9 protein-coding genes and 3 pseudogenes are annotated in these 13,493 nt (G+C 40.1%); 7 read left to right on the forward strand and 5 right to left on the reverse strand.

The window, feature by feature from the left end; genetic code table 11:
• Window positions 1–187 precede the first annotated feature (187 nt).
• The 3 genes from M1E96_RS18005 (at window position 188) to M1E96_RS18015 (ending at window position 2,178) form a co-directional block, all read left to right on the forward strand.
• Window positions 188–622, forward strand: coding sequence for an antirestriction protein (locus tag M1E96_RS18005; RefSeq protein ID WP_152964471.1), 435 nt, complete (start codon window positions 188–190; stop codon window positions 620–622).
• 96 nt (window positions 623–718) lie between these two features.
• Window positions 719–1,555: a DUF932 domain-containing protein gene (locus tag M1E96_RS18010; RefSeq protein ID WP_369427266.1), complete on the forward strand. Its 837-nt coding sequence runs from the start codon at window positions 719–721 to the stop codon at window positions 1,553–1,555.
• Window positions 1,556–1,830: 275 nt separating this feature from the next.
• A complete protein-coding gene (locus M1E96_RS18015) occupies window positions 1,831–2,178 on the forward strand; it encodes a carboxymuconolactone decarboxylase family protein (RefSeq protein ID WP_112837428.1) in 348 nt (115 codons plus the stop codon).
• Between the two features lie 61 nt (window positions 2,179–2,239).
• Here the strand turns inward: M1E96_RS18015 and M1E96_RS18020 are convergent, their stop codons facing one another.
• Entirely contained in the window at window positions 2,240–2,698 is a 459-nt protein-coding gene (locus M1E96_RS18020; protein WP_369427267.1) for a copper resistance protein NlpE, read from the reverse strand.
• A gap of 634 nt (window positions 2,699–3,332) precedes the next feature.
• Between M1E96_RS18020 and M1E96_RS18025 the strand changes: the two are divergent.
• The 3 genes and pseudogenes from M1E96_RS18025 to M1E96_RS18035 all read left to right on the forward strand — a co-directional run.
• A pseudogene (locus M1E96_RS18025) lies at window positions 3,333–4,601 on the forward strand (tyrosine-type recombinase/integrase).
• Window positions 4,602–5,077: 476 nt separating this feature from the next.
• A complete protein-coding gene (locus M1E96_RS18030; RefSeq protein ID WP_319067118.1) occupies window positions 5,078–5,662 on the forward strand; it encodes an antirestriction protein ArdA in 585 nt (194 codons plus the stop codon).
• A 505-nt stretch (window positions 5,663–6,167) separates the two neighbouring features.
• Window positions 6,168–6,296, forward strand: a pseudogene (locus M1E96_RS18035) (transposase); the annotation flags it as partial.
• Window positions 6,297–6,347: 51 nt separating this feature from the next.
• Here the strand turns inward: M1E96_RS18035 and M1E96_RS18040 are convergent.
• Window positions 6,348–7,556 carry an IS4-like element ISVsa5 family transposase gene (locus M1E96_RS18040; protein WP_369426974.1) on the reverse strand — a complete coding sequence of 403 codons (1,209 nt, stop codon included), beginning with the start codon at window positions 7,554–7,556 and terminating at the stop codon, window positions 6,348–6,350.
• A gap of 141 nt (window positions 7,557–7,697) precedes the next feature.
• Here M1E96_RS18040 and M1E96_RS18045 point away from each other — a divergent pair.
• A pseudogene (locus tag M1E96_RS18045) lies at window positions 7,698–8,665 on the forward strand (IS3 family transposase); the annotation flags it as partial.
• Between the two features lie 383 nt (window positions 8,666–9,048).
• Here the strand turns inward: M1E96_RS18045 and M1E96_RS18050 are convergent.
• Genes M1E96_RS18050 through M1E96_RS18060 form a run of 3 tightly spaced genes read right to left on the reverse strand, consistent with a single transcriptional unit; the run spans window position 9,049 to window position 13,493 of the window.
• Window positions 9,049–10,170 (reverse strand): hypothetical protein, encoded by a 1,122-nt coding sequence (locus M1E96_RS18050; RefSeq protein WP_319067120.1) that lies wholly within the window; start codon window positions 10,168–10,170, stop codon window positions 9,049–9,051.
• A gap of 40 nt (window positions 10,171–10,210) precedes the next feature.
• The gene (locus tag M1E96_RS18055; protein ID WP_319067121.1) at window positions 10,211–12,796 is read right to left on the reverse strand and encodes a fimbria/pilus outer membrane usher protein; all 2,586 of its coding nucleotides are present in this window, start codon (window positions 12,794–12,796) and stop codon (window positions 10,211–10,213) included.
• Window positions 12,797–12,818: 22 nt separating this feature from the next.
• The gene (locus M1E96_RS18060) at window positions 12,819–13,493 is read right to left on the reverse strand and encodes a molecular chaperone (protein ID WP_369427268.1); all 675 of its coding nucleotides are present in this window, start codon (window positions 13,491–13,493) and stop codon (window positions 12,819–12,821) included.

Below are 13,493 nucleotides of genomic sequence, written 5' to 3' on the forward strand. Positions count from 1 at the left end.
AGACTAACCCATTAATTAACTTACATTTATTTTTATATCTGTATTATTTTAGTGAATCAATCATCAGAATGAGTCACTAAAAATGATACTCAATATACCTATCATTTCGAGAAAGCTCTGCACCGCAAGGTGTAGGGCTTTTTTGTTTATTACTGTCTATCAATATCGACTGAATTGGAGTTCTATTATGTTTACTTTACAAGAGCAAGAATCAACGGTTATCAAAACCAACCTCGTCAATTCCCGTGGTCGTGATACCTTCTGGCGTTTTTACTTTGGCACTGTTCCCGATTGGCAACGTATTGAAGGCGATATCTTTAACATGATGGCGAAGCTTTGTAATCGCTATCAAGGTGCTTTCTGGGAGTTCAGTATGCTGTCTAATGGCGGCGCATTTATCTGGCCTGATATGCTTGAAACCTCCCTGCAAATGTTTAACCCGCATAACGGAAACGAAGCTGAGTTAAGCCCTGAAGCAGCCGGTATTGCTGTCTGTTTACTGGTGTATAGCATCTGGTCGTTTAAAACCGAAAGCCCTGTGCTGGTGGAATATTTTTATTTGTTGCGTGATTACGCTATACAGCATCCGGAGCAAGCTCAAATCTTTCGCCTTATAGACTGAATTATCAGTCACGGTTTTATCTTTCCCCCACCAGCAATCTTTAATTTAATCCATTTATCGAATTATTTATCAGTTTAATTATTGAGGAGAACCCCTATGTCTCGTTTAGCTTCCCGTTTTGGCAATGCTTGCTCTATTCGTCGTGACCGCCCGTTAACCATTGAAGAATTGTTTCGTACTGTACCGAGTGTTTTCTCTGAAGAGAAACACGAATCCAGAAGTGACCGATATACTTACATACCAACCATTACCTTACTCGATAGTCTTCAAAACGAAGGTTTCTACCCGTTCTTCGCTTGCCAGACTCGTGTACGCGATGCCAGCCGTCGAGAGTACACCAAGCATATGTTACGGTTACGTCGTCATGACCAAATTACAGGAAGTCAAGTGCCTGAAATCATCTTACTCAATAGTCATGATGGCTCAAGCAGTTATCAGATGCTACCCGGCTTTTTTAGAGCCATTTGCTGTAATGGCCTCGTTTGCGGTGACACGTTTGGTGAGGTCAGAGTACCGCACAAGGGCGATGTGGTAAATAAAGTCATTGAAGGGGCTTATGAAGTATTAGGCACCTTCGATGCCATCGCAGATAAACGCGAAGAAATGCAAAGCTTGATATTACCGCCACCCGCACAACACATCTTTGCTCAATCTGCTCTCACATATCGTTATGGTGAAGCGCATCAACCTGTGACCGAAGCGCAAGTATTACAGCCACGCCGTGTAGAAGATAAGAAGGACGATCTTTGGACGGTGTACCAACGTTTGCAAGAAAATTTAATTAAAGGGGGATTATCAGGCAGAAATGCGAAAGGTAAACGCGCTCGCACGCGTTCAGTGAATGGGATTGATGGGGATATTAAGCTCAATAAAGCGTTGTGGGTACTGACAGAACAAATGCATGCTCATTTTGCTGGACGCGAACGACTATAGCCACACTACACGTTAAATAATCTCCCTTTAGGGTAAATATCATGAGATGACACACTTTGTGAATAGTATTGATGGAAATATTAAACCCAATAAAGCACTTTGGGTGCTGACAGAAAATATATGCCCTATTTTATCATTCACTTGAAACCTCTCTTTTTACTTGATGAAGTTAAATAGCTCAAAGATACAATCGTAGTCGCTTTTAATTTATATTAATATATTATATAAAATTACATATCGTTTTATTTATGACCCTCTAAAAAAAGGAGCTCAGTATGACTAAATTCCAAACGATCACTCACAACATTTCAACTAATTTAGCTGATCTTGGACAACATATTCCTGATGTGATGAAAAACTTTTCAGGGTTAGTCTCTTCAGGAACAAAAGACGGTGCGTTAGATACTAAAACAAAAGAACTGATTGCTATTGGTATTGCTGTTGCTAACCGCTGTGATGGATGTATTGGTTTTCATACAAAAAAATTAATTGATTTGGGGGTTACCGAGCAAGAGCTGGCTGAGGCACTCGGCGTTGCTATTTTTATGGGAGGAGGTCCTTCAGCCATGTATGCAGCGGAAACCATGGGGGCTTTTAAAGAGTTTAACTCAAAAACGGAATAAATAAGTGGGGCTTACGCCCCATTTTTCACTGATGGTAATGTATCTGTTAAAAATAAATACGTTATTCTTTAGTCAGCATATAGAGATCAGCCATTGGTCCTTTGATTCTCTCTCCGGCCTCATTCAGCTTGAACAATGTATTTTCGCCTACAAAGAACTGATTGGGTTCATTATCCATGCCTTGCAGCGTAATGATGCGACCATTATCTTTCCAAAGGATTTTACCTTTCAAAATATCAGCTTTGCTATTTTTAGCACCTTCATAATACCGAACCAATGTATAAGTATCATTACTGTTCAGCGTTAATTTATAGATAATCCCCTCACAATCAGCACACGGTAGTTTCCCAGTGTAAGTACCATCCCAATCTAAAGCCGCGTTCGATTGATGTGCTTGTTTGAACGCTTCACTCTGCTCGGTCTGCTGCTCGGTAGGAGCAATTTGATTAGGTTCTTTTTGCTCGCTGCAAGCACTCAAAGGCAATGTGAATATCATCGCAACAATTGCTCTCTTAAACATATTTTTTCCTTTTATCAATCCACATTAAAAATTAATAACGATATACATCATGATAAAAAGATTCTCTCATTTATACCGCACAAGTTCCAATACGTTACAGACTTTTTACTTAGCAGAGTTTTCTTTGATGCCCTCTAGATGGCGTTATCTGAACTCTACTATTATCAACCAATGTCAATGGAGAATATTAATATGGTAAAGTTATGCTAAAATTGTTAAGTGATGTTAAAAAGTCACCTTGAAGTTGGTAACGAGTACGATTCCGTGCTACGAACCCAAACTATAATTTGGGGTGCGACAGAAAAGTACCCTGTTCGACTTCAAAATCAATACAAAAACATCTTGGGGCCCTAACGGGGGCTCTAATGTTTTTGGATTTCGATAATTACATATATATCAATAAATTATACTGCGAGTTTTATTCTGAGTCCGGGCACCACCTTATTATCAACAGACGTCAACCGACGTCTGTTTTTGTTTGTGAAGCCCGCTAAAATCAACACTCTCCCAAAGTTTCAACTCAACTGAATTCTACTCGACCCTACCCACATCAACCCTATTGTGCGGGTACAATTGCGGGTATACACTAGTTCGATAGAATTTTGTACCCGCTTTATCTCTCAGGAAGCTCACTATGGCACTGACTGACGCTAAAATTCGGGCGGCTAAACCCGATGTGAAATCCTATAAATTAACCGATGATGCAGGTCTGCACTTATTGATTCACACCAATGGTTCTAAATACTGGCGATTACGCTATCGCCACTTAGGTAAAGAGAAAACCTTAGCCTTGGGTTTATACCCTGATGTGCCTTTATCTGAAGCAAGGCTTAAACGCGATGAAGCCAGAAAACTGATTGCTGATGGCATTGATCCCTGTGAGCAAAAACGTGTGGCTAAAACAGCTTCTGATGCTAATCTCTCTTTTGAAACCATCGCAAGACAATGGCATGCCAGCAATAAAAAATGGTCTGAATCACACAGTGAAAAGGTTTTAAAGAGTTTGGAGTCGCATGTATTCCCATACATTGGTCTACGTGATATCACTACCCTCAAAACACCTGATCTACTGATCCCTATCCGTGCAGCAGAAAGTAAAGAGATTTATGAAATAGCGGCGCGTTTACAGCAACGTATCGCTGCTGTCATGCGTTATGCGGTGCAATAATCAGGTATTATTGGCTATAACCCTGCTATTGATACCGCAGGGGCTGTAACGACTGTACAACGCCAACACCGTCCAACTCTTAACCTTGACCGTCTACCTGAACTCATCGCCCGTATCGATGCTTATAAAGGGCAACCCGTCACTCGCCTAGCCGTGATGTTAAATTTATTAGTATTTATTAGATCAAGCGAACTTCGCTATGCGCGTTGGTCTGAAATTGACTTCGATAAAGCCTTATGGACTATTCCTGCTCAGCGAAAGCCTATACTCGGAGTTAAATTCTCTCACAGAGGCGCTAAAATGCGCACTCCGCATTTAGTTCCCCTTAGCCACCAAGCCATCACTATACTGAAAGAAATTTGGACATGGACGGGTGAACATGAATTGATCCTAACGGGCGCTCATAATCCCTTTAAACCCATGAGTGAAAATACAGTCAATAAAGCCTTACGTGTGATGGGCTATGATACGAAGACTGAAATTTGTGGGCACGGTTTTAGAACGATGGCGTGTAGTTCATTAGTTGAATCAGGTTTATGGTCGAAAGATGCAGTAGAAAGGCAAATGAGCCACCAAGAACGTAACTCAGTGAGGGCTGCTTATATTCATAAGGCAGAACATATTGAGGAAAGGCGATTGATGGTACAGTGGTGGGCGGATTATTTGGATGCTAATCAGGAACAAACTATTTCCCCCTTTGATTTTGCCAAGTTTAATAATCCAATGAATCACTAAGACTTTAACGATGTCATATAGGAGATCCATTTGCAATACGAGAAGTCAAGTAATGCGGTAATATGCCGACTACATGGATTCTTTGGAAAGCCAAAATAAAGTGATTTCGAAATAGCTTATGCCTAAAAACGTAATCATGAACACAGTTTTATTATAATGCATTTTAGTTTGTAACCCATATTCCACCAAAGCAAGAGCCTCTGTCCTGATGAACTGACCCTAGTTTATTGGACAGGGGCTTTTTTCGTTTTAACCCGCGCAAAATGAAATCATGATAGAAAGCATAACATGTTATCGGGACTGTAAGGCAACTCATTATCCTGCTCTAAAACGTCATTAATCATTTTTAAAGCGAGTTGCCTGTTTTTCAGCTGATTGGCTTTTTATATCAATATCATCTTCTAAAGGGAAATTGATCCCTTTATCAAAATATCGCCATTAATTAAATCACAATACATCAATAATAGGACATGAATATGTGTATAACAGCGACAGCTTCCCCATGCCTAAAATCGGGAATGATTTCTGTTTTTATTACGAACTTAGGAAAATATAACGAAGGTGAACTGGTTGGTGAATGGCTTGAGCTTCCGGCAACCTCAAAAGAAATAGAATACTGCTTAATGCGGATTGGCATTGATGGTATTCAGTATGAAGAGTATTTCTTGACGGACTATGAATCTTCAATTGATGGCCTTTCGTCTTACATTTCAGAATACAGTCTTTTAGATGAGTTGAACGAGTTAGCCACGCAATTAGCCATGTTATCGCCTGATGAAATTGATCTTTATCAGGCGGCAGTTGAAATCGGTTCTTCAGCGAGTTCAATCCATGATTTAATTCATTTAGCGAATAATTTAGATTCTTTCCAGCAATTAGCGGGAGTCAATAATGAATATGATTTAGGTTATTACTGGTTAGAAGAAAGTGGTTCTTATGATTTAGCACAATTGGGTCATTTATCCCATTACTTTGACTATGAACGCTATGGACGTGATGTTTACCTTGAACAAGGAGGAATTTTTCACAGTGGAGGATATGTTTATCATACGAGTGGGTAGATAGGATAACAGAATGAGATTCAATCCGCTTTCATCCCTTAAGGCGGGAAATAAAGAATGCTGTGGTACCCCAATAACATCCATAATCTAGAACGTTAATCAAACTAAACTCTATTTTAAGCCATCTTTACGGGTATCCGTAAAGATGGCTATTGTGGTGTTATTTTTTATTTAATCAAGCTGTTAAATAGATACTTACCTTCCTATGATGACAAGCGAAAACCAAGATGAACTTAAGTGCTTATTCATGGCTAGCGTGATTTCATGGGTATTGTCATTTTCTATAATGGAATGATCCCAACGCATACCTTGTATTTTGGCAGCTTCTAAATGTTGGTTAAAGGTGTTAAACAGTTTTGCAAATTTTCCACAGGCTTCGATATCGTCAGGGAGTTTTTCGAAATTAGCTATCCCTGCATTGATAAACAGTTCACTAATTTCTGATCTGCTTTAATCAAACAGGACACTTTAATAATGGAATATAATCCAATTATTGAGGTGTTAAATGAAAAAACGAACAAACAGAATTTATACTACTGAGTTTAAGCAAGAAGCGGTCGCATTAGTCACCGAACAAGGTTATAGCGTCCCAAAAGCGGCAGCTTCTTTAGGGATCACCGATAAATTACTTTATAACTGAAATAACTGGAAAGCAAAATTCGACGCTGAGCACTGAGAGATCCCCTCATAATTTCCCCAAAGCGTAACCATGTTTGAATAGATTTTGAGTAAGCAGGGTTGCAGCCACGAGTAAGTCTTCCCTTGTTATTGTGTAGCCAGAATGCCGCAAAACTTCCATGCCTAAGCGAACTGTTGAGAGTACGTTTCGATTTCTGACTGTGTTAGCCTGGAAGTGCTTGTCCCAACCTTGTTTCTGAGCATGAACGCCCGCAAGCCAACATGTTAGTTGAAGCATCAGGGCGATTAGCAGCATGATATCAAAACGCTCTGAGCTGCTCGTTCGGCTATGGCGTAGGCCTAGTCCGTAGGCAGGACTTTTCAAGTCTCGGAAGGTTTCTTCAATCTGCATTCGCTTCGAATAGATATTAACAAGTTGTTTGGGTGTTCGAATTTCAACAGGTAAGTTAGTTGCTAGAATCCATGGCTCCTTTGCCGACGCTGAGTAGATTTTAGGTGACGGGTGGTGACAATGAGTCCGTGTCGAGCGCTGATTTTTTCGGCCTTTAGAGCGAGATTTATACAATAGAATTTGGCATGAGATTGGATTGCTTTTAGTCAGCCTCTTATAGCCTAAAGTCTTTGAGTGACTAGATGACATATCATGTAAGCTGCTGATAGGTTTCCAGTTTTCCGCTCCTAGGTCTGCATATTGTACTTTTCCTCTTACTCGACTTAACCAGTACCAACCCAGCTTCTCAACGGATTTATACCATGGCACTTTAAAGCCAGCATCACTGACAATGAGCGGTGTGGTGTTACTCGGTAGAATGCTCGCAAGGTCGGCTAGAAATTGGTCATGAGCTTTCTTTGAACATTGCTCTGAAAGCGGGAACGCTTTCTCATAAAGAGTAACAGAACGACCGTGTAGTGCGACTGAAGCTCGCAATACCATAAGTCGTTTTTGCTCACGAATATCAGACCAGTCAACAAGTACAATGGGCATCGTATTGCCCGAACAGATAAAGCTAGCATGCCAACGGTATACAGCGAGTCGCTCTTTGTGGAGGTGACGATTACCTAACAATCGGTCGATTCGTTTGATGTTATGTTTTGTTCTCGCTTTGGTTGGCAGGTTACGGCCAAGTTCGGTAAGAGTGAGAGTTTTACAGTCAAGTAATGCGTGGCAAGCCAACGTTAAGCTGTTGAGTCGTTTTAAGTGTAATTCGGGGCAGAATTGGTAAAGAGAGTCGTGTAAAATATCGAGTTCGCACATCTTGTTGTCTGATTATTGATTTTTCGCGAAACCATTTGATCATATGACAAGATGTGTATCCACCTTAACTTAATGATTTTTACCAAAATCATTAGGGGATTCATCAGCGCTGAGCAATCAGGTAGCAGCTTGAATTCCGATGAGAGAGCTGAATTATTAAGGCTTCGAAAAGAAAATAAAGAACTTAGGATGGAGAAAGAGATCCTAAAAAAAGCCAGCGCCCTCCTGCTAAAGGAAACCAAGTAGCGTTTAAAACGATTAAGCAATTATCTTCACAGTTTCCCGTGTTGAAGCTCTGCAAGTTAATGAAAATAAGTCGTTCTACCTACTACGCTTGGCTTAAACGCCCAGCAAAATTGATCTCCGCAGAACAACTTAGCCTGTACCGCAGAGCCAAAGCTATTTTTGAACAGAGTCGAAATAGCTTAGGTTATAGAACGTTACGTAAACGGTTATGCAAAGAGGGCTTTAGCGTGAGTGCTTATGGCGTTCAAAAGCTAATGGCTCAGCTTGATCTAATCGTCACTCAGCGTGTTGCTTATAAAGTCACCACAAAACGCAAACACAGTGATGCCGTAGCCGATAATTTGCTCAATCAAAATTTTAATCCTCATGCGCCTAACGAAGTGTGGGCGGGTGATGTGACCTATTTAAAAACAGGGGAAGGCTGGATGTATTTAGCCATCGTGATGGACTTATACTCACGCCGTATAGTGGGTTGGCACATTGATAAACGAATGACGGCAGATTTAGTCAGTAAAGCCTTGATGAAAGCGTATAATTTACGCCAGCCTGAAAAAGGCTTATTCTTTCATAGTGATAGCGGAGCACAATATACGAGTAAGCGCTATCGTCACTTACTAACAAGTTATGGTATTCGAGCAAGTATGGCCGATGTTGGAGCCTGTTGGGATAACGCCGTTGTAGAACGATTTTTTGGTAGCTTAAAGCACGATTGGGTACTAAAAATCCCATAGCCGACTCGTAAACAGATGAAAGAAGATGTTACTTCGTATATGCGCTATTACAACCAAGAAAGGCTTCATACTGCCAATGGTGATCTGTCCCCCATTGAGTATGAACAAAATTCCTTAAGAAAAGTGCCCTGATTTAGTTGCGCAGAACACTTGCTGCCTAATCGAGAAGTCAGCACACCACCTTGAGCTAAATCGTTATTAATCGTTTTTTAAAGCGAGCAGTCTGTTTTTCAGCTAATTAGTACTTTATATAAACATCGTCTTTTTAAAAAGAAATAGCTCCCTTTATCAAAATATCTTCATTTATTAAAATATAAAACATTATGGAGATTAAAGATAATTTCAGTGGGGTGTTTGTTCCATTTTTTGCCGATTCGATAGATTGTTATATAGACAGAATCAACTGAGATATAAAAATATAGTTTTAATTAAAAAATGTAAAATAGAAAAATTGATAATTGAATTGGCAGTAGAAGACTTCTTACTGCCAATATACCAGTTTTATAATTTCAATTTCACTTAACAAATACCGATAAATCTAATGCTCCACTATATACACCCGGCTCAATATAATCCTCATCTTTGCAGAGGTTCCAATCAATGGTAAACTCACCATAAGTGCCATTTTCATACTCTAAATCAATATCAAAAGTTTCACCATTAAATAGAATATCGCCTTCATCATCACAATCTGAACCATTGTTATTGATTATCCCTTCAATATATAAACCATTATCTTCATAATCTTCATTGATTAAATAGAACTTATTAGGTTCATCTTTTATTAGTCCAGTTTGCAATCGAACAGAGCCTAAAACGGTATTTCCAATATTACTATCACAGTCAATTTCAACGGTGACTCTTTCATAATCAACCAATCCTGTTGATTCATCAGAAGCAACATAAAATTTAGGTGAAGTATTACCATTCACATCGATGGTACAAGCATCTAATACATTAATGTTAATCGAGCTAATTAAAACTTGAGATAAATCGCCTGAAGGTATGGGAGATAACGATGATGCATATAAATTATCAATGCGCTCTAAATTATTTAATGCGATAAAATACTCACCAGGTGCAGCATCCTCAGGCGATAAAAATTTAATCACCCCACCAGTTACCGTAATATCAACATTGCGATCTTCATCAGCATCAAAATAGGGCTCATCGCCTCCTGGGTTAGGAGGGGTTAAGCAATAAGGGTTACCTTCGACTGGCTCCAAATTATCGAGATCAATCACTTCTCCATCGTGGACTCGAACAAATCCTTCGTCTGTTGAACCATCATATTTTACCCATTCTGCTGCCGCTGAATAATTCAAGGAAAAGTACCCCACATGATTATTATCTTCATTAATGAGATAAAAGTAATAGTGCCCATCTTCTTCATAGAGCGAATCTTCACTAATACAAAACCAAACTTCATCCGTAATAGCAATAAACCCATCAACAGTTCTATTTGCAGTATTATTCCTTGGACCACTTAATGGTACGCTTGCATTCGTCGAAACATAGGCAATTTCTGTATCCGGTGGAATGGTAACATCAATAGTATTAGCAAACCCGAATGAGCTATTCAGTAAACATAACGCTAAGATGGCCTTAACGACGTTTCTTTTTAAAGTCAATGCCATTATTTAACTCCTAAATTTAATCTTCGCCATTTCACGTTAATCACTGACACGCTAAACTGATTTTTCTAATTGGGTTGTCTTCGGTTACTGCCATCTCTTTTAAGTGCGTATAATGAGCACCACACGATGCATTGTGACCATTCCCCCATTGGATCAGTAAGGTACCCGAATCCGGTAACCCACTCATGTAAAGCTGACCGTTATCACCCACAATGCTGGTGTTTTCTTCAGTCGCCTCATCATCCACCAGCTTAGCAATCGCCCCGAATGGGATCGTACCGCCTTGATAGGTTAGCGAAATCAACGCCTGCATCCCGACACGCGTTGGGAACTTGGCTTTTACCACCGCCCCTTTGGTCGGATACACATTTTGCGAAGTTTTCGGTAACGTCACATCATCCGGTAAGGTATTCACATTTAAGCCAATGGTATTTTTGGCGTATTCGTTAACGTTCGGTGCCACCGCATAACCAAACATATCGATTTTGGCGTTACCTTGGTTTAGCGAGGTACCGTCTGCATCCGGCGCTTCCACCAACACCACGGAGTTACCTAACGTGCGCGCCAGTGTCACGCCACCTGAATGGATCACCATCCCGCCATTAACCCCCGCATTCACAGAAGAAGAACTTGATGAATAGTTATATCCCCCAGAAAAACTGCCTTTTGAGGTGTTGTAATTCAAACTAATGGCACTATTACTTTCTTGGTTGTTATTCCCCATACTTTGTGAAACCGAATAAGATAAATCCCTGTCCAACAATGAACCGTGTAAACCCATTTGCTGGCTATAATTGCCGCGATTGTTTTTCGAAATATAATAATTACTGCTCATATTTCGTAAGTGCTCTTCATTGGTAAATAAACTGAAAGGCACGTTCACATTAAACGAAATTTGATGGTTTTTAGGCCAGTCATTACGGCTATCGGATTTTCTGTAATCAATGGCATAACTGACGTTGTAATTCACGCCTTTAAAATTACCGTTATACCCTGTCGATAATTGGGTAGTTTCAGTATTGGAGTCCCAATAGTCGGTACGGCTACCACTTAAATAAATTGAGCCATATTTGCCCAGTGACTGGGAAAGCGCGGTTCGGAAACTGGAACGTTGGCGTAAGCCTAACCAGGGGGCTACCCCATCACTGAGCTGGTAATTGTGGGTATTAAAATCCGAGAAGCTGAAGAAATGGCGTGTGGAATAACGTAATGCGGTTAAATCGACATTAGTTCCTGTAGAGGTTAAGCTTTTCGAATATTTAATCCGAAACGATTGCCCTTCTTTGCGATCTCCCGACACAAAAGACGCCGCCGCATGGGTCATATCGACAGACAGCGCACCAAAATCCCCCAAGGAAATCCCCGTGCCCATCACCCCAGAAAAGTAATCTTTAGAAAATAACGTACCGCCGTAGACGGTCACATCATGCGGCAAGCCATAAATCAGACTGCCCAACACAAATTTGGCGCGTTTAGACGAACGGGTTAAATTGCCGTTATATTCCCCCGCCGTTACTTCATATTTCATTCCACCCGGTCTTAACATCACGGGTAATGAAGAATACGGGTAAACAAACGTTCTTTCAGAGCCATCTTCTTCACTGATATTGACCTGTAAATTTCCTGAAGACCCCGTTGGATATAAATCTTTAATACTAAAAGGCCCTGGTGCAACATAAGTCTGATACACCACGTTGCCATTTTGGCTCACCGTGATCCGTGCATTAGATTGTGCAATACCATTAATTTCAGGCGCAAAACCGCGCATACTGGAAGGCAGCATTTTTTCATTCGAAAACAGTTTGATGCCTTTAAACGGAATACTGTCAAACACGTTACTGCCCGTTGAACTTTCCCCCACTAACAACTCACCTCGTAATGCATTAATGGCTCGCATCACATAGGTATTGGAAAAACTAGACGTACGATTAGTGTAATTACGACGCCCTTCGGAGTTCGAATAATAATAACGATAATTTGAACGCAAGCGCCAAGCACCTAAATTGACACCGCCACGTAAACTCAAAAAGGCATTGTCATTGTTTTGTGTTTCCCGCTGAGATTGATTACGGCTGTGGCTCCCATTAAGCTGATAAGACAGCAAGATAGCCGGAATACCATTTTCCAGCATGCCTTCTGGTACGTAACCATTAGCCCGATTGTCCATATAAATCTGTGGAATACTGATTTCCATGGTCAGTTTAGACAGATTGGTTTTCACAAATGCCTCAGGAATGTAATCCCCTAACGCAGTCATCTTTTCATCATCAGTGAGCTTTTGTAGCGTTGGAAGTGAGGCTAAATTCACCCCAAGCTCACCGAGCATCGGTTTAGTGAATTCAGCGGAAACATTTCCATCACGGCCTTTTACAAACGTGATGTCCATACTGCCCATATCTCTTTTATTAATAAACACCGTAATATTGTATTTACCTTCAGGGACGCTATTGGCTTTTTCAAATTGAGATAAATCGATGGAATTCGGATCCATTCCTGACTGCAAAGATAATAGTTTTGGGTCAAAGTAATCTTCTGCATAAGAATAACCAGCAACGCCAAGACAATAAGAAATAAAGCTTAGATAAAAAAGATTATTTTTCATCTTAGACGACGTATATAATTTCATAGTTATCTCTCAGTGATTTTTTTTATAGTTTTTGGGTTTGCTCTGGCATTTCCAGCATAAATTCATTTAATAATCGCCATTTCACCGTGGCATTCGCATAATTCCCTTTCGGCAATGAATAGCTTTGTTGACCAAAAGGGGGAATGAATTTAAACAGTTGCATATTGTCAATTTGATGTTGACCGACCGCTAATTTCCCAAAGGTTAAATAAAGTGGTGACGGGTTATTAACAATCAGTTTTCCCTCAGCAAGCGTAAATTTTAATTTATCCTTCACCTTGGCGATTTTAAGATTCTTAATTGCCTCTGGCCGATAATAAAACTTATAATGTAAAACTTTCGATAAGGTTAAATCACCATCCATTTTTTTAAAGCTCACGGTATTTTTAGTGCCTTTCGGAGGAATGGCTTTTAAGCGAATAAAAAATACCGACTCTCGGTCTTGCGGCAATTTTTTTAAATTATCAATTTTTTTTATTTGCCAGTTATATTCTGACTTTGCCTCTAGCCGATATAAAGGTGGTGTGATCATAAAAGGAATTGAGCTCTCCTTTTTTACATTCAACCCTGTCGACTCATCAGGAATAGCAATATCGGCTTGAACGAGATAGGCATTGTGATCGTTATTCTTTAATAAAAATGAGAGCCCTCGGCTTTCTTGATGAAAAACTAGAGCGTGTTTATCTTTGTAGTGCAT

This window comes from Providencia sp. PROV236, from assembly GCF_033676985.1.
Taxonomy (GTDB): Bacteria; Pseudomonadota; Gammaproteobacteria; order Enterobacterales; family Enterobacteriaceae; genus Providencia; species Providencia manganoxydans.

Excerpts from the sequence above, each read along its gene's own strand:
- M1E96_RS18005 (WP_152964471.1), top strand. The coding sequence starts at position 188 with ATGTTTACTTTACAAGAGCAAGAATCAACGGTTATCAAAACCAACCTC.
- M1E96_RS18010 (WP_369427266.1), top strand. The coding sequence starts at position 719 with ATGTCTCGTTTAGCTTCCCGTTTTGGCAATGCTTGCTCTATTCGTCGT.
- M1E96_RS18015 (WP_112837428.1), top strand. The coding sequence starts at position 1,831 with ATGACTAAATTCCAAACGATCACTCACAACATTTCAACTAATTTAGCT.
- M1E96_RS18020 (WP_369427267.1), bottom strand. The coding sequence starts at position 2,698 with ATGTTTAAGAGAGCAATTGTTGCGATGATATTCACATTGCCTTTGAGT.
- M1E96_RS18030 (WP_319067118.1), top strand. The coding sequence starts at position 5,078 with ATGTGTATAACAGCGACAGCTTCCCCATGCCTAAAATCGGGAATGATT.
- M1E96_RS18040 (WP_369426974.1), bottom strand. The coding sequence starts at position 7,556 with ATGTGCGAACTCGATATTTTACACGACTCTCTTTACCAATTCTGCCCC.
- M1E96_RS18050 (WP_319067120.1), bottom strand. The coding sequence starts at position 10,170 with ATGGCATTGACTTTAAAAAGAAACGTCGTTAAGGCCATCTTAGCGTTA.
- M1E96_RS18055 (WP_319067121.1), bottom strand. The coding sequence starts at position 12,796 with ATGAAATTATATACGTCGTCTAAGATGAAAAATAATCTTTTTTATCTA.
- M1E96_RS18060 (WP_369427268.1), bottom strand. The coding sequence starts at position 13,493 with ATGCACTACAAAGATAAACACGCTCTAGTTTTTCATCAAGAAAGCCGA.